Source organism: Terribacillus aidingensis (assembly GCF_040703035.1).
Classification (GTDB): Bacteria; Bacillota; Bacilli; order Bacillales; family Amphibacillaceae; genus Terribacillus.
This window is the reverse complement of the sequence record NZ_CP159996.1, coordinates 2,807,090-2,822,222: the sequence shown is the minus strand read 5'-3', so window position 1 is coordinate 2,822,222 and position 15,133 is coordinate 2,807,090. Positions and strand designations below refer to the sequence as shown.

Below are 15,133 nucleotides of genomic sequence, written 5' to 3'. Positions count from 1 at the left end.
ATCCTGTGCGGTATTTTTAAATTGCGCGTGAGTCGCGAAATTGTTTTGGAGTCATGGATGTATAGAACTTGAATTGTGCCGTGAAATAGCTTTGGTTGCAGAAGTTGAACTTCTTAGCCAAATCAGCAATCGATTGGTTTGTATGAAGCAGGAAGTATTTGGCCTCCTCAATCTTCTTTTGATTGATGAATTGGACTGTGGAAACGCCAACTTCTTTTTTGAATAGATGGGAAAGGTAGCTCGGATTCACATTGCAGTGAGAGCTGATTGCCTGTAAGCTCAAATCTTCCAAGATATGTGACTGAATATAGCCGATAGCTTCATTGATGATGTTGGAGTATTGTGTAGCTCTGCTTTTATTCAAGCCTTCGATGAAACGGACGAGCATATCATATTCCAATTCTGAAAGTTCCTGCTCTGTCTGGCAGTTCTCGATTTCAAGCATATAAGTCATATTGAGGCTCGATGCTACTTCTTGGGAAGCGCCGCCTCTTAAGATAGCACGTGTGTAGAGCGTACAAATGCTGATCAATTGGTTCTTGGCAGAACGTAATGGTTGAAAGGCATACTTCGGGCGTTCTGAAGTGGATAGGCTTTCAATTATAGATAATGCCCCGTTCAAATCACCATCGGATACAGCATCCATCAGCTGGTTTTCAAGCAGGTAAGAAGGGTACAAAAATTGTTTGTTTGACTTAGTATTTTCGACGGAACGTTTTTCAGGCAGAACAGCATTTTTAGATATGCTAGACATACTATACCTCCGTTAAGGGTTTTTGGTTTACCATCAGTCTTATATATCAATATTGTAAGCGTTTTCTGAGAAAAAATAAACTGTTTTATTAAAAAATATTTATAAAACTACTATTTTTACGTTTTTCGACACAGCCACAGGTTAATAGACAAGCAAGAGAAGTACTAGCTATAATAGAAAATAGCAAGAAAGAAGGCAATTGTCTGAAAATGAGGTGTGTGCATGCGTGTCAAATCCACCCGTCGTATTATGGCTATCGTGTGGATGGTTATCCGATTTATGGTGCAGATCTATTGGTTTTACCTGCTGCATAGCCGTGTATGGGATGAACAGGATAAACAGGAATGGGAAGCATTACTGACCAAGCAGGCGCGGGAATATCGGAAAATGGCGGAGAAGAAGGGCGGATTGCTGATCAAGTTAGGCCAGTTTCTCAGTTCGCGTGCTGATTTGCTGCCAAAAGTGTTCATCCGGGAGATGGAAGGCCTCGTCGACAGGGTAAAGCCGACATCATTTACACATTCGGAAGCAATATTAAAGGAAGAGCTTGGCGGCCGCTATGAAACGGAGATTGTGCATCTGAACCCTAAAGCAGTTGCTTCTGCTTCTATCGGCGAAGTGTACGAGGCATACTTGCAGAACGGTCGGAAGATTGCGGTCAAGGTCCAGCGGCACAATGTCAGGCAGATCTTCCATATGGATTTCAAAGCGCTCCGAATCATTTTTTACCTCCTCCGAAGATTTACGAGTATCGGTAAGAAATCGGACTTGAAGGCTTTATACGCGGAAGTAGTAACCATCATCAGCCGGGAATTGGATTTCAGGAAAGAACTGGAGCATGCGGATTATTTCCGGAAACGGTACAAAGGAAATCCTGATATCAGAGTACCTGATTATTATCCTGAGCTCTGCACGGGCAGAGTACTTGTGATGGACTGGGTAGAGGGGCGGAAAGTGACGGATACAGATTATCTGGATGCCCAGAAGATCCCCCGTGAGCAAGTAGCCAAAGCACTTTTTCAATTCTTTTCAGATCAGTTTCTAAACAGCGGTATATTCCATGCTGATCCTCATGCAGGCAATATCATTGTTCAGCCTGACGGGAAAATCGTACTGCTCGATTTTGGTATGGTCGGTGAGATTAGAGCAACGGACACGGAATACTTACGGGAGGCTATCCAGGGCATCGTACTCGATGATTATGAGGCTGTCATTCAAGCCCTTTACAAAATGGAGTTTTTGCTTCCGTCAGCAGATTCGGAGAAAGTGAAACGGATACTTCGGAAAACAGTGGACCTGTATAAGGGCGGGCAGCTGGATGTAGGAGATACTGAATCCTTCTTGCAGCTGATGGAGGAGCTGCAGGTGATCGTAAAGGAACAGCCGATCCAGCTCCCGGCAGATTTCGCTTTCCTCGGACGGGCAGTTTTCTTGGCAATTGGCCTGGTGGCTGTCATTTATCCGCAAGCAGATTTAGTAGAATGGGGGAAACCCGTCATCCTGCGGTGGATGAGAGGGTCGAAAAAACATAGCTCCATTTATACTGGTATCATTACTAATTCACTTCGTCCATTCCTGTCGATGCCAAGAGCACTCGTCGACTGGCTCACTGACGGAGAGAAGCAGCGCGGCTGGGAAAGGGATAAGCAAAAGAACCAGCTGCTGCACCAATTTTACTTCTTTTATACGGTTCTGTTACTCGCTTTGACGGCAGGTTCGACATACACTGGCATCCAAGGAATCATCCACCATACATTATGGCTCGTCCTCGTCGGGTTCATCCTGACATTCATTTTCTTTGGATTATGGTTAATTCTCTTCATCAAGCATGTTCTGCTGCTTAGATCCATAAATAAAACTAGGAGGTTATGATAATGGCGGATTTGTTACGAAAAGGATTTCTTTTAGGTGTTGGTGCTGCTTTGGCTGGGAAGGAAAAGCTGGATGCTAAATTGAAAGAGCTTGTGGCGAAGGGAGAGATAACACCACAGCAAGCGAAGGATTTGATCCAGCGCTTTGTAGATAAGGGAGAAGCCAAATCCAATGAATGGAACGAGAAGAATCAAGAGAATATGCAGAAAAAAGTCCATGACCTGGGACTTGCCACGAAAGCAGATGTTGATGCCTTGAAGCAGCGAATCAGTCATTTGGAGCTGCGTTTGCAAAATAAGGAAGATTGATAAATTTGTATAGAACTATTAATTTGTCGTGAATATTTTGAAAATTTGTTGTCAAGCATCCAATTCTCTATTAGAATGATGATAGAGGTATAACCAGAGGAGGTAATTAGCAATGATTAGCTTTTTATCTTTTGTCGACCAGGTGGAACAGGACATGAAGCGCCCTTCCACAGCCACAGAATATGATTTCTTGAAATGGATGCATGAACAATATGTCGCCGAACAATTAGATATACTAAAGCAAGCGCAATAACAGAAGACCCGCCATACGGCGGGTCTTTTTATTTTCTGGCTAGGGAAGAACGTTTATAAATGTCGCCAAGAATGGTTTCCATTTGATGTTTGCCAGGATCGGTATTGATCATGCATATAAGCGCATCTCCTGTTTCCGGTTTTCCTGCTAGCAGGCACTGAAATCCCTCTCCCCAGCCGAGCGCAGAATATTCCACAGTTCCTTCAATACTTTCCAAGAAGACTCCCAATCCTGCATAAGGAATTTCGCTATTAGACTGGAGTAACTCCTCCGCATCCTGCTTGTCAATGAAAGCGGAGGAAGATCCCTTTAAGGACTCGTGGAATGCAACAACTAGCTTCATTGCATCTGTCGGTGTTGTCCACAAACCGCAAGCGGCATCATACGGGTAATAAGGATATAGACTAGGGATTGGGTTCAGATTCTGATGTCCATAAGCAAATGGGTGACGCAGAGAATCGTGATAGAAGCTGTTCTTCATTCCTAGGGGATCTAACACGTATGTTTCCATAAGTGCTTTGAAGGGCTTGTTATATATATCTTCCAATGCAAGCTGTACAATCATATAACCTGCATCACTATAGGAGAAAACTGTGCTGGGTTCTTGTTCGGTCACAATGCGCCTTGCGCATGCTATTGTTGTGCCTTCCAAAAGCTCAGCCGTGCTGAATAAAGCTGAATCGAAAGGAAGAGCTGGAAAACTGTGTTCCGGATCAATGATGCCGCCTTGATGTTGCAGCAGTTGCCTTAGACTAGGTGCGTTATAATAAGTATCTTTCAATTTCCACTTACATAGCAGGTCATTAACATTAGCATCTAATGGGAGCTTGTCCTTGGAAACAAGAGTGAGGATGAGAAAGGCTGTAACCAATTTACTCATAGAGCAAGCATGAAAAGCAGTGGAACTGTTAATTGTTCTTCTTGTCACTTGATCTGCATAACCGGCACAAAAGGATTGTAAAGAATGACCAGTCTCCATATAAGCCATACTTAAACCTGTAATTCCATCCGATAGCATCAATTTTTCTATATCGTCTGTCTTCACTTATTAACCTCCTATTTTTGAATATGTTATGAACAGTATACCAATTTTTCAACAAAAAGGAACATGTGTTCTTGTTTCGGGATTAAATATTTCCTTTTATATCTGTTATAATGCATGTAGCAGCAAAACGATGGAGGTGTTCGACTTGTTAAGTGAAGAAGCAGTGCTTCGGCATATGAAAGAGGAGCTGGAAAGGGCATTGGACCTTAAGGATGTACAAAAGCAGCGGGAACACGTTCGGGCGGTCCGTTCGATGTGTGACTTGTTTTTGCAAATTGAGCGTTCAGAGCATCCAGTCAAAACGCAGGTGCCTAAGGTGTCTAAACCGTCAGAAGCAGCAGTAAGCCCATCAGCAGCTGAATGGGCAGCGATGACAGGGGAATGGCCGGCCCAGCAGCCGCCCAAAAAAGCATTTGAAGATGATGATGAAGAATCGAACGGTAAGTCATTGTTCGATTTTTGATATAAAGGAGCAGAAAAATGAAAGCATTACTCATAATCGGAGCTATAAGTGGGTTCCTTACTGTAGCACTTGGAGCATTCGGAGCGCACGGACTGGAAGGAAGATTGTCAGAGAAGGCAATTGCCACGTGGGAAAAAGCAGTTCAATATCAAATGTTCCATACAGTGGCGATCATCGGAGTAGCATTATTGCTGCAAAAGATCCAAGCAGGCAGTTTGACGACTGCTGGCGGTTTCTTTATCGCGGGCATCCTGCTATTTTCAGGAACGCTTTACATATATGCTGTCAGCGGAATCACGATCTTTGCTATCATTACACCTGTCGGTGGTGTGGCATTCCTGATCGGATGGGTGCTGCTAGGCTATTCAGCAATTAAATATTTATAAGGAAAAAACCTCTGCCGAAGCAGAGGTTTTTTATCGTGGTGGATAAGTTGCAGTGCCGCCTGGATTGCCAAAAGGGTAACTATAATTAAGCGGTTCATCGAATGTTACATAATCGAGATAGACCATCAATAATAAGTAACGCCGGTTGTTCTCTGGATCACGTAAGATTAGATGATCACGACCAGCAGCCTCGATCACGCCTTTGAAGATTTTTGCGTTCCAACGGTCATTGTTTTCGAAGGTCATATACACGGTGGCCAGCTTATTTCGATTCAGACGCAGAATGTTCTCGATATAAGACTGCTCAACTGGCAGTCCTGGTCCTGCTGGCCCTCCGCCTTGAACTTGTGACGGGACTTGTTGCTGTTGTTGCTGCTGCGGGAAAAACGGTTGGTTTTGCTGACGAGTTGGGTAGCTATAGTTCGGGACTTGCGGATAAGTATAAGCCGGGCTCTGTTCCTGATACTGCGGGGTGCTCGGAGACTGGTTTTCTTGATTCGGGTTCTTGCTCATTTTCATTCCCCTTTCCTATATCCTTTCAGAAGACATTTTGGCTGGCTAAAACTGTGAAGGCAGGAATTGTGTTCGATCGTACGACTACCATGAATACAAGAAATGCTCCGGCCTTCATTTAACTGTTATCGCCTTACCTCATGTCTAAGGAACTCATGCCTGTTCTTTGACATGATATGAAGCCTGGAAGGGGAGTAGAACAAAGGAATAAAAAAAGCCGGACCAAGTTGGTCCAGCTTTCATTAAATTTGGAAGTAGTCGGATACTGCTTCTTTATCCAGCTTATTTCCGAAATAGAAGTCACCGAATTCGCCGTAACGTGCGCTCACTTCGTCGAATCGCATTTCATACACTAGCTTTTTGATTGGCAGTGGATCGTGTGCAAACAATGTAACGCCCCATTCCCAATCATCGAAACCAAACGAACCTGTGATGATTTGTTTGATTTGCCCAGCGTATTTACGTCCGGTTTTGCTGTGCTCATACATAAGTTTTGAGCGAGCATCTTTTTCGAGTGAATACCAGTTGTCATCATTCATACGACGTTTATCCATTGGGTAGAAGCACATATAATCCCAGCGAGGAAGAATTGGTTTCAAACGCGCTTGTACTTCTGGTTTCTGTTCGATATCAACACCAGGTTTGCTCATATATTTGGAGAGCTCGACGACAGATAAGTAAGAGAAGCTTTTCGTCATGAAAGATGCGATCTGCATCTTATCGAAAGCTGTTTCGATCTCCTGCAATTCATCCATTGTCGGACGCATAATCATAAACATCAGGTCAGCTTTATGACCAATTATTTTATAGACAAGCTGACTGCCGTTTTTTGCTTCCTCAACTTGTTCCATATTTGAAAGCCAGTTCTGATATTCCTCGATTGCTGCTTGACGCACATCCTCGGAAGCCAGTTTCCAGCTTGTCCAATCCATTACACGGAAATCATGCAGGCAATACCAGCCGTCCATGGTTTCTACTGCTTCTGCCATGCCTAAACACTCCTTTTTCGTTCACATTCTTTGTATAGTGTAACACAAACGACATCTCATCATGCTAGTCGCTGCTTTCTAGTTCCCACCTCTATTATATCAACTGTTCCGTATGCCTGGTGTGTATACTTTGACAGAAATGGGAACATCTAAAGAAGCGGTTATTTTAATTAAAAAAATCAGCATCAGCTGATATGACTTTAAAAGTAAAACAAAAAGATTTACTATAGAAAATGCAGACATATTCTAGGAGGGTTTTAGGATGAGTGATTTATTTCAAACATTGCGGGAAAAAGTAACAGGTCAAAATAAAAAGATCGTCTTGCCGGAAGGCTTGGATGAACGTATTTTGGAAGCAGCAGGAAAGCTTGCCGAAGAGGGGATTATTGCACCGATTTTGGTCGGCAATAAAGAGCAAGTGGAACAGAAGGCAAAAGAACTGTCTATCGACTTGCACGGCGCAGCAATTCTTGATCCAGATACGTATGATAAATTCGATGAGCTGGTTACAGCGTTCGTGGAACGCCGCAAAGGAAAAGCGACAGAAGAAGATGCAAAGAAATTACTAAAAGATGAAAATTACTTCGGTACAATGCTTGTTTATATTGGTGAAGCTGATGGTCTTGTGAGCGGAGCGGCTCATTCTACTGCGGATACAGTACGTCCAGCATTGCAAATCATCAAAACGAAGCCAGGATACAAAAAGACTTCTGGTGCATTCGTAATGGTAAGAGAAGATGAGCGCTATGTTTTCGGTGACTGTGCCATCAACATCGCACCTGACAGCCAGGATCTTGCAGAAATTGCTGTAGCAAGTGCTGAAACAGCAGCTATGTTTGGTATTGATCCGAAAGTTGCATTGCTAAGCTTCTCCACAAAAGGTTCTGCTAAATCTCCGGAAACAGAGAAAGTAGCAGATGCGCTTGCGATTGCAAAAGAGAAAAACCCTAACCTAGTGGTCGATGGCGAATTCCAATTCGATGCAGCTTTCGTACCATCCGTTGCTGCGAAAAAAGCGCCGGATGCTGTATTGAAAGGTGATGCGAATGTGTTCGTATTCCCAAGCCTCGAAGCAGGTAACATTGGTTACAAAATTGCTCAGCGTCTAGGTAACTTCGATGCTGTAGGTCCGATCCTGCAAGGCCTGAACGCACCAGTAAACGATTTGTCCCGCGGCTGTAATGCAGATGATGTGTACAAGCTTACACTTATCACTGCCGCACAGTCTGTAGAATAAGCATATAGGAAAGAAGCCTCTCATAAAGGGAGGCTTCTTTTTTGTTTGTTTTGTTTTTCCAGCTCAAGTATAGTAGAATAGCCTTGTCTCAGATGCAAAAGGAGTGAGTATTTGTTGGGCAAAGATATCCGCTATTCATCCGAAGTAACAGATCAGTTTGTGAAGCATGCCATCGATTACGTAGGAGCAGGAGTGGTAATCACAGACCCCTCACTTCCTGATAATCCGATTATTTATACAAACAAAGGTTTCGAAGAACTTACCGGTTATCCCTCTGAAGAGATTATCGGCCATAATTGCCGTTTTCTTCAAGGGGAAGATACGAAAAAAGAAGATGTTGCTGCTGTTCGGAATGCAATACGAAATGAAAAAGCTGTTGTGGTCGAACTGAAAAATTACCGCAAGAACGGTGAGATGTTCTGGAACGAGCTGGAGATCTATCCTATCTTTTTGGAAAGTGAGCAGAAGACGTTCTTTGTTGGTGTCCAGAAAGACGTGACACAGCGAAAGCAAAACGAAGAGCTTGTTTCCCGTTACTTGGAGGAAGTTTCCCGTTTATCCACGCCTATTGTCCCAATCACGGATACGACATCGATTCTACCATTGATTGGGGATGTCGATGATCGCAGACTGAATCAGATATTGGAACGAGTAGGAGAACATGTTCAACAGTCAGGAGAGCGGAATTTCCTTCTTGATTTGCAAGGAATCAGTCACTTCCATAGCGGTGTCCATCATGGTGTACTGCGCTTGCATCAGCTGCTGGATATGATGGGTACACGTCTGATTGTCACTGGCTTCCATCCGAAAATGGCCATGGAAAGTGTACGTCAAGCAGATTTCAGTGATCAGAACATTAAGTTCTTTTCTTCGGTTAAACAAGCCTTAACCTTTTTGGAAAAAGAAGAAAACCGCTGAACCGATAATCGGTCAGCGGTTTTTTATTGGAAATTCTCATTACGGGCACGCATCAGCTTCATCCGTTCCTGCTGCAGCTGAACTTCTCGTTCCGTCATCTCAGCAGTAGGATTGATGTTCGTGATAGATGCAAGGCCATCAGCAATCCGTCTACAAACTTGTTCGCTAGTAAGAGTAACTTGGAGCAATTCTTCCAATGATGCCATCGTTTCCGGCACTACATCAGGGAAGGTGAAGCGAGTTTCCGCTTTCTTTTTAGCCCTTTCATAGAATCCTCTAACGATTTCTGCACGTGACGCGCCGCTTCCATCTACACATAAGTAAATTTGGACGGCAGAACCGTCTTTCACCCTGCGCTGGGAGATACCGGCAAATTTCCGGCCGTCTATGCTCAGATCATAGGTGCCGGGACAATAAGAACCGACTACCTCGAATGCCTCGATTTTATCGGTAAGATCCTGGAAGATATATTGGATGAAGGAAACCATTGCTTGATACCCGTCATGGATTCCGATTTGCTTGGCATCCGGGAAAATGAAGGATAGGTTGACAACGCCTTTATCCAGCAGCACAGCTAGTCCGCCAGAGTTTCGGACGACTGCTTTATAGCCCTTTTCCTGCAAATAAGATATTCCCTCCTTGATATAAGGCAGACGGGAATCAGGTATGCCGAGCATAATCGTGCGGTCATGGATCCACATCCTTGCAGTTGGCGGAGCCGAATTTTCGCCGACAGAAATAGCCAATGCATCGTCTATCGCGAAGGAGGCCATCGCCTGTTCGGGACCGTCTTCACCGGAATGATCAATAATACGGAATTCAGATGTTTGAAGTAATGTATGTAACACGTAGAACGCGCTCCTTTTCAGCTGAATGGCGTTAAACGCCAATACATAGTATAGCAAAGAATAGGGTAGACAAGAAACGAGTAAAAATTACTTTTGGTTATTTACTGGGGAGCCGATATTTTATAAACTAATTCTATTGGACAAAAAAATACGAGACAGAATGACATAAAGTGAGGCAGAGGAAATGGCGTATCGAGATGAAAAGCTAGATGAAGAAAAAGTTTTCAAAGATCCTGTGCATCGTTATGTACATGTCCGTGACAGGGTGATATGGGATCTGATTGCGACGCCAGAATTCCAGCGGCTTCGCAGAATCAAGCAGCTTGGAACCTCTTATATGACGTTTCATGGTGCCGAACACAGCCGTTTCAATCATTCCCTAGGGGTTTATGAGATAGTCAGACGGATTGTGAACAATTTCGAGAACCGCAAGAATTGGAAAAAGGAACAGCGGCTGCTGCTTTTATGTGCTGCTTTGCTCCACGATCTTGGTCATGGCCCTTATTCCCATTCCTTTGAAAAGGTTTTCGGATTGGATCATGAGGAATTCACCCGCAAGATTATCCTGGGGGATACAGGGGTCAATCATGTGCTGCGGAAAGTGAGTGCAAGTTTTCCTAAAAAAGTAGCCGAAGTCATTAATAAGACTTATGATGACAAATTGATTGTCAGTATCATTTCAAGCCAAATTGATGCAGACAGGATGGATTATCTGCAGCGTGACGCTTATTTCACAGGTGTCAGCTATGGACATTTTGATATGGAGCGCATACTTCGTGTGATGCGTCCACGTGAAGATCAGGTCGTAATCAAAGAGTCCGGCATGCATGCGGTCGAAGATTATATCATGAGCCGCTATCAGATGTATTGGCAAGTATATTTCCACCCTGTAACACGCAGTGCGGAAGTGATTCTGACGAAGATATTACATCGTGCAAAAGCGCTCTATAAAAGTGATTATACATTCAAGCTGCGACCGCAGCACTTCATTTCCTTGTTTGATGAAAATGTTACCTTGGACGATTATATACGGCTTGATGAAAATGTCACATCCTTCTATTTCCAGGCTTGGCTTGAAGAAGATGATGATATACTAAGAGACTTGTGTGAGAGATTCCTGAATCGCCGATTATTCAAGTATATCGAGTTCAATCCGCTCCTGCATATGAAAGAGATGGTCGAACTGTCCAGGCTCTTCAGCGAAGTAGGAATCGATCCGGAATATTATCTGATTGATGATTCTTCATCTGATTTGCCTTATGACTTCTACCGTCCAGGCGAGGAAGAGGAGCGCTTGCCGATTCACTTACAATTGCCTAATGGGAAATTGAAGGAATTATCGCGCCAATCGGATATTGTCGAAGCGATTTCGGGTAAGAAACGAACAGACCATAAATTATATTTCCCTCAGGACATTCTGGAAGCACTGCCGGATGACAGTCAACAGAAGCAACGGATTTATGAGATTTTATTCCAATAAGGAGGAGCAGCTATGCTAGCCAACCACGCAAATCTCCTGCAATTTTTTTCTTCCGTAGAAGAAGTGGTAGGAAGAAAGAAACTACAGAAGATGATTTACATACTGAAGAAAAATGGTATTCCGTTCGGTGAAAAATATGAATTCCATCTTTTCGGTCCCTATTCGGAGGAATTATCCCTGCGTGTGGATGAACTGAGCAACCTCGGTCTGATCAAAGAGACAAAAGAGGATAAAAGCAGCTATTTCCAATACCGTTATACAATTACGGAGGAAGGCCAACAGTTTCTCACACATTATGATAATCAATTCCCTGATTATCAGGAGGCTATCCGCCTGCTGAAAGAAAAGAGCTCCCGATTCCTGGAGTTGGTTTCCACGATGCTGTATTTCGAAGAGCTTCCGCAGGATGAAGTAGAGGAAAAAGTACGGACAGTAAAAAAGAAACAAAATTATACAGACGAAGAGATGACCCAAGCTTGGGAATTCATCCATACGCTAAAAAAGCAGCAAGCATGAAAAGAGCGAAGGATCCGCATGATCCTTCGCTCTTTTACTTAAACCAGTAATAACAATATGGTATAACCGACTGCACCAATCAGAAAGCTTCCGATACTGCTTTCCCGTTCCTCAGGAAGCTCTTCTTTCAGTACATTCAATACGATACCGCCTGCAATAAAGGCATTGAGGATCGAGATTGCAGCTTCGTTCAATTCGGTTAAAATACCGATCAACCATCCTATTAGAATTGCTCCAGTGAGAAGTATTCTTCCATATCTATCATAAATACGCTTGTGGTCACTCCGCAGGCTCCGGTCATTGGTAATGAAGTGGACACCTAAAGCAAGAAAGTAAAACAACATCCCGAGGGGAGACTCATACTCTTCCCGTACCAGCAAGTAGCCTATAATAGCGTTATATAAAAAGAAAGAACTGATATGCAGCCAGAAAATACCTGATCCGGCCGCTTCGGGATCTTTGAGTCTATCTGTATGTTTCGATACTGTCACCATTCTTTCCAATCCATAGAAAAGTACCAAACCAATCAAAGCAACAATATAAATATGATGTTCTGCATAGCGCCATACACTATCTCCAAGTTCAGCTTCCAATTGTTCCTGATAAGTATTCAACTCAGGGAGAAGATGCACAAATACATAAGCGACAGCAATTCCCGCAGAAACCGACAGGAACTTGCTCCGAGGTGTTTCCTTTAGAAAACTCATATATTTAGAACAGTAATGAATAAGTGCAAACCCCGCTGCGAAAATCAAGCTAAGCCAAAAATACATAAAATTCCCCTTTCAATTGTTGCTGCGTGAGTACTTTTCCCGATTCGAACTTGCCATAATCCTACTGTGGTGTTGATCCTTATTTAGATGGCTTACATGCAGAAGGGCTTATTGAATTGTGTACTTTCTGCCGAATATTTGTCCATTTTGCACATTCCTGTTTAGTAATCTTACATTTTTGTATATAATTAACAGAAAATTATAATATAATGGAATTTTGAAAAGGCACTAAATATCATGAGGAAGAAGAGTGGGATGAATGCGAGCTGTCTCTTTTGTAGGTTATCTGTTTGTTGGTTTGGTTGGACTTGTAATGATAAGCTGTGTCCCATCACTATTCATGCCGGATTCATCGGGCTATTTCCGTGCGGTTGCTGTTTTAGTTGAGCAAATACTAGACCCTTCCCGTTGGGTATATGATCAAGGTTATGGACGGGTTTATCCATTATTCGATTATCTTGCTCCTGCGATGTCGTACTCCATGGCAATCCTGTTTGGAGCATTGTTGACTGGATTTATTGGAGGGTTGCTGTTTGCAGTCGTTTCTTGTCTGCTGCCAAACAAAGTCGTCTTCCCATTTAAGCGGCTGGGTTATCTGCTTGAATCCATCCCGGATGTCATATTAGCTTTCGGTATCCAATTATTTGTTGTTTTCTTTTATAAACAATTCGGTTTTTTACTATTCCGTTTCAGCTCTGTAGGACAAGAAGAAATCTATGTTCTGCCGATTCTGATATTAGCGATTCTGCCTTTTGTAACCTTCTACCGTATCGTACTGTCTACGCTGGAAGAGGAGCAGCAAAAGGACTATGTACTATTAGCGAAAAGTAAGGGGATAGGAGGCTATTCTATTCCGTCATGTCTTACCGAATATCCTGCCATCTGCTTTCCTGCATACAAAAGTCATTACTTGGGCTACGCTCTCAGCACTGCCAGCGATTGAATATTTAATGAATCTGTACGGTATTACAAGTATCTTGAAAGAGATGCTGCTGCAACCAGTACAGAGTATCATTTTTTTCTTTATCCTAGCAGCATTCTTTGTGCCATTCTATTTCATCTATTCCATTGCAGAAATGATCTTCGGACGAAAGTCAGGAATTTCCTCCGCACCTGCATGGAAGGCGGCACCGCTGTTTGGAACAAGGAGCAATGGAAACCGCATACCATTCGCTAGAGTTTCACATAATCAAAAGATCTATAGAAATAAAAAGTTCATCGTGGGTTTCGCGTTGATTGCCTTGCTGTTTATCAGCAGCTGTATATATTCGCTAGCAGCGGATCCGGTTATCAATGTGGATCACTATCAATATGATAATGCGGGTAATATGGTACAAAAAGCGCCGTTTGGACCGGGAGAAGACTATTGGCTGGGAACGGATCGACTGGGGAGGCATTTGGATGATGTGCTGTTGGCAGGTGCTAAGTATACAATCGGATTCACTTTGCTGGTCGCTGCATTGCGGATCGGAGGTGGGTTCTTACTTGCTATTCCCTGCGTCCTGCTAATGCCAGCAAGGATCCGGAAGTTCCTGGACCAACTGGCAGATGGATTACATTATGTGCCGCAGTCTTTGTTAGCGATAATGCTTTTAACGCCAATTATTGCGCCGGACTCGATACTGTCATTTCCAGAGAAGATCATATGGCAAATAGTGATTCTGTTCCTGTTAGTATTACCGCTAACTACCATACTGTTAGGAAAGGAAATACATCAATCCCTATCAAGTGCATACGTAACAAGCGGAGTTGTCCTTGGAGCGAGCCGCTTGCAGCTTTTAAGAAAACATGTGTGGCCGCAGATCAAAATTAGATGTTATATCCTTTTCGGCCAGCAAACACTTCAAGTAATAGTCCTATTCATCCATTTAGGTGTGTTTCAGTTGTATTTCGGTGGTACGGTGCCTGGGGAAGAGGGCTTCTCTGGTTCTCCAGCCACTAGTGAATGGTCTTCTCAGATTTCCTTTCTCCGCTATATGCTAATGACGGGGCAGGGTTTTTATACAATCAGTATCTTACTGGCATACCTGCTATTGATTGGCTGTGTTCAACTGATGGTGGACGGATTGAAAGGGGTTGAGTTAAGGAGACTCGGGATTAATCTTCCAAAGAAAGAAAAGATATCGAAAACAATTCTGACCCAAGCTGCCGCATCAACTGTCGTCTCAACCAATGCTTTCCGCTTCCATGATAAAACAATTGAATTGAAGTAATAATCCGACACATGCTACTATAGAAGCAAAAGTCGAGGGAGCGGTATACGTGGAAAAGAAGAAAAATAATGCTTTCACGATCATGAAGGATGATTCTACAGATGGTCACGGGGGATATGGGGTCGGTTCCATCAGTCTGGAAAATATGAGTCCGGTCATCGTTGATCCACACGAGAAAACAGCGTACGTGGACATGGCGGCGATGCACGCCCGCAGTCAAGTGGAAAGACGCGTACGTTTCCAGCATGAGAAGGATAAGGTACAAGACGGGAAGCTGTATTGGATTGTCTGGGTAACCGTGCAAAATGGCGGGGATGGCCCTTATTATTTTGGAGCTGCTGCCAGCGAGATCCTCGTCGATCGACCGAATCGTATCGCCTATAAATCAATGCCGGAGCATGTGAAGCATATGGAGCAATCCATGAAAGGGAAGTACGTGCTCGAGCATATGGATGAGCTATCGAAGGGATTGCTGCTGGATTTCCTTAAGGAATACAAGCCGGAATTCTGGAGCAGGTCACCGAAGGATTTAGAAAATCAATTGCAATAAATGAAAGCCGCTGTC

At 43.4% G+C, this 15,133-nt stretch carries 18 protein-coding genes; 12 read left to right on the top strand and 6 right to left on the bottom strand.

The features are described 5' to 3' along the window. Nucleotides 1-16: 16 nt before the first annotated feature. The gene (locus tag ABXS78_RS14725; protein WP_095220996.1) at nucleotides 17-754 is read right to left on the bottom strand and encodes an AraC family transcriptional regulator; all 738 of its coding nucleotides are present in this window, start codon (nucleotides 752-754) and stop codon (nucleotides 17-19) included. Nucleotides 755-976: 222 nt separating this feature from the next. Here ABXS78_RS14725 and ABXS78_RS14720 point away from each other — a divergent pair, with 222 nt between their 5' ends. The 3 genes from ABXS78_RS14720 (at nucleotide 977) to ABXS78_RS14710 (ending at nucleotide 3,187) form a co-directional block, all read left to right on the top strand. Then, complete coding sequence (locus ABXS78_RS14720; RefSeq protein ID WP_366247828.1) at nucleotides 977-2,626, top strand: AarF/UbiB family protein; 1,650 nt, start codon at nucleotides 977-979, stop codon at nucleotides 2,624-2,626. Between the two features lie 2 nt (nucleotides 2,627-2,628). Next, nucleotides 2,629-2,934, top strand: a complete 306-nt coding sequence (locus tag ABXS78_RS14715; protein WP_366247827.1) for a hypothetical protein — start codon at nucleotides 2,629-2,631, stop codon at nucleotides 2,932-2,934. Between the two features lie 112 nt (nucleotides 2,935-3,046). Further along, nucleotides 3,047-3,187: a hypothetical protein gene (locus tag ABXS78_RS14710; RefSeq protein ID WP_176465612.1), complete on the top strand. Its 141-nt coding sequence runs from the start codon at nucleotides 3,047-3,049 to the stop codon at nucleotides 3,185-3,187. A gap of 28 nt (nucleotides 3,188-3,215) precedes the next feature. On the opposite strand, the gene ABXS78_RS14705 is transcribed toward ABXS78_RS14710, so the two are convergent. Next, the gene (locus tag ABXS78_RS14705; RefSeq protein WP_366247826.1) at nucleotides 3,216-4,232 is read right to left on the bottom strand and encodes a serine hydrolase domain-containing protein; all 1,017 of its coding nucleotides are present in this window, start codon (nucleotides 4,230-4,232) and stop codon (nucleotides 3,216-3,218) included. A 145-nt stretch (nucleotides 4,233-4,377) separates the two neighbouring features. On the opposite strand from ABXS78_RS14705, the gene ABXS78_RS14700 reads away from it, so the two are divergent. Both ABXS78_RS14700 and ABXS78_RS14695 read left to right on the top strand, forming a co-directional pair. After that, a complete protein-coding gene (locus ABXS78_RS14700) occupies nucleotides 4,378-4,695 on the top strand; it encodes a YwdI family protein (protein ID WP_366247825.1) in 318 nt (105 codons plus the stop codon). Between the two features lie 17 nt (nucleotides 4,696-4,712). Then, nucleotides 4,713-5,081, top strand: a complete 369-nt coding sequence (locus ABXS78_RS14695) for a DUF423 domain-containing protein (RefSeq protein WP_366247824.1) — start codon at nucleotides 4,713-4,715, stop codon at nucleotides 5,079-5,081. Between the two features lie 30 nt (nucleotides 5,082-5,111). On the opposite strand, the gene gerQ is transcribed toward ABXS78_RS14695, so the two are convergent. Both gerQ and hemQ read right to left on the bottom strand, forming a co-directional pair. Continuing rightward, nucleotides 5,112-5,600 (bottom strand): spore coat protein GerQ, encoded by a 489-nt coding sequence (gerQ, locus tag ABXS78_RS14690; RefSeq protein ID WP_095220988.1) that lies wholly within the window; start codon nucleotides 5,598-5,600, stop codon nucleotides 5,112-5,114. A 236-nt stretch (nucleotides 5,601-5,836) separates the two neighbouring features. Further along, complete coding sequence (gene hemQ / locus ABXS78_RS14685) at nucleotides 5,837-6,583, bottom strand: hydrogen peroxide-dependent heme synthase (protein ID WP_366247823.1); 747 nt, start codon at nucleotides 6,581-6,583, stop codon at nucleotides 5,837-5,839. 262 nt (nucleotides 6,584-6,845) lie between these two features. On the opposite strand from hemQ, the gene pta reads away from it, so the two are divergent. Together pta and ABXS78_RS14675 are read left to right on the top strand one after the other, a co-directional pair. Next, nucleotides 6,846-7,820, top strand: coding sequence for a phosphate acetyltransferase (pta, locus tag ABXS78_RS14680; RefSeq protein ID WP_366247822.1), 975 nt, complete (start codon nucleotides 6,846-6,848; stop codon nucleotides 7,818-7,820). Nucleotides 7,821-7,934: 114 nt separating this feature from the next. Further along, a complete protein-coding gene (locus ABXS78_RS14675; protein ID WP_366247821.1) occupies nucleotides 7,935-8,738 on the top strand; it encodes a PAS domain-containing protein in 804 nt (267 codons plus the stop codon). A 23-nt stretch (nucleotides 8,739-8,761) separates the two neighbouring features. On the opposite strand, the gene ABXS78_RS14670 is transcribed toward ABXS78_RS14675, so the two are convergent. Continuing rightward, a complete protein-coding gene (locus tag ABXS78_RS14670; protein WP_366247820.1) occupies nucleotides 8,762-9,586 on the bottom strand; it encodes a lipoate--protein ligase family protein in 825 nt (274 codons plus the stop codon). A gap of 184 nt (nucleotides 9,587-9,770) precedes the next feature. On the opposite strand from ABXS78_RS14670, the gene ABXS78_RS14665 reads away from it, so the two are divergent. Continuing rightward, a complete protein-coding gene (locus ABXS78_RS14665; protein WP_366247819.1) occupies nucleotides 9,771-11,066 on the top strand; it encodes an HD domain-containing protein in 1,296 nt (431 codons plus the stop codon). A 12-nt stretch (nucleotides 11,067-11,078) separates the two neighbouring features. Then, complete coding sequence (locus ABXS78_RS14660) at nucleotides 11,079-11,582, top strand: YwgA family protein (RefSeq protein ID WP_095220978.1); 504 nt, start codon at nucleotides 11,079-11,081, stop codon at nucleotides 11,580-11,582. 38 nt (nucleotides 11,583-11,620) lie between these two features. Here the strand turns inward: ABXS78_RS14660 and ABXS78_RS14655 are convergent, their stop codons facing one another. Then, the gene (locus ABXS78_RS14655; protein WP_366247818.1) at nucleotides 11,621-12,355 is read right to left on the bottom strand and encodes a hypothetical protein; all 735 of its coding nucleotides are present in this window, start codon (nucleotides 12,353-12,355) and stop codon (nucleotides 11,621-11,623) included. A 259-nt stretch (nucleotides 12,356-12,614) separates the two neighbouring features. Here ABXS78_RS14655 and ABXS78_RS14650 point away from each other — a divergent pair, with 259 nt between their 5' ends. Genes ABXS78_RS14650 through ABXS78_RS14640 form a run of 3 tightly spaced genes read left to right on the top strand, consistent with a single transcriptional unit; the run spans nucleotide 12,615 to nucleotide 15,118 of the window. Continuing rightward, nucleotides 12,615-13,298 carry a hypothetical protein gene (locus tag ABXS78_RS14650; RefSeq protein WP_366247817.1) on the top strand — a complete coding sequence of 228 codons (684 nt, stop codon included), beginning with the start codon at nucleotides 12,615-12,617 and terminating at the stop codon, nucleotides 13,296-13,298. A gap of 7 nt (nucleotides 13,299-13,305) precedes the next feature. Continuing rightward, nucleotides 13,306-14,568, top strand: a complete 1,263-nt coding sequence (locus ABXS78_RS14645; RefSeq protein WP_366247816.1) for an ABC transporter permease subunit — start codon at nucleotides 13,306-13,308, stop codon at nucleotides 14,566-14,568. Nucleotides 14,569-14,617: 49 nt separating this feature from the next. After that, a complete protein-coding gene (locus ABXS78_RS14640; RefSeq protein ID WP_366247815.1) occupies nucleotides 14,618-15,118 on the top strand; it encodes a YwhD family protein in 501 nt (166 codons plus the stop codon). Nucleotides 15,119-15,133 lie beyond the last annotated feature (15 nt).

Bases quoted from the DNA above. Each gene is read 5' to 3' on its own strand.
- ABXS78_RS14725 (WP_095220996.1), bottom strand. From the start codon at position 754: ATGTCTAGCATATCTAAAAATGCTGTTCTGCCTGAAAAACGTTCCGTC.
- ABXS78_RS14720 (WP_366247828.1), top strand. From the start codon at position 977: ATGCGTGTCAAATCCACCCGTCGTATTATGGCTATCGTGTGGATGGTT.
- ABXS78_RS14715 (WP_366247827.1), top strand. From the start codon at position 2,629: ATGGCGGATTTGTTACGAAAAGGATTTCTTTTAGGTGTTGGTGCTGCT.
- ABXS78_RS14710 (WP_176465612.1), top strand. From the start codon at position 3,047: ATGATTAGCTTTTTATCTTTTGTCGACCAGGTGGAACAGGACATGAAG.
- ABXS78_RS14695 (WP_366247824.1), top strand. From the start codon at position 4,713: ATGAAAGCATTACTCATAATCGGAGCTATAAGTGGGTTCCTTACTGTA.
- gerQ (WP_095220988.1), bottom strand. From the start codon at position 5,600: ATGAAAATGAGCAAGAACCCGAATCAAGAAAACCAGTCTCCGAGCACC.
- hemQ (WP_366247823.1), bottom strand. From the start codon at position 6,583: ATGGCAGAAGCAGTAGAAACCATGGACGGCTGGTATTGCCTGCATGAT.
- pta (WP_366247822.1), top strand. From the start codon at position 6,846: ATGAGTGATTTATTTCAAACATTGCGGGAAAAAGTAACAGGTCAAAAT.
- ABXS78_RS14665 (WP_366247819.1), top strand. From the start codon at position 9,771: ATGGCGTATCGAGATGAAAAGCTAGATGAAGAAAAAGTTTTCAAAGAT.
- ABXS78_RS14660 (WP_095220978.1), top strand. From the start codon at position 11,079: ATGCTAGCCAACCACGCAAATCTCCTGCAATTTTTTTCTTCCGTAGAA.
- ABXS78_RS14655 (WP_366247818.1), bottom strand. From the start codon at position 12,355: ATGTATTTTTGGCTTAGCTTGATTTTCGCAGCGGGGTTTGCACTTATT.
- ABXS78_RS14650 (WP_366247817.1), top strand. From the start codon at position 12,615: ATGCGAGCTGTCTCTTTTGTAGGTTATCTGTTTGTTGGTTTGGTTGGA.
- ABXS78_RS14645 (WP_366247816.1), top strand. From the start codon at position 13,306: ATGAATCTGTACGGTATTACAAGTATCTTGAAAGAGATGCTGCTGCAA.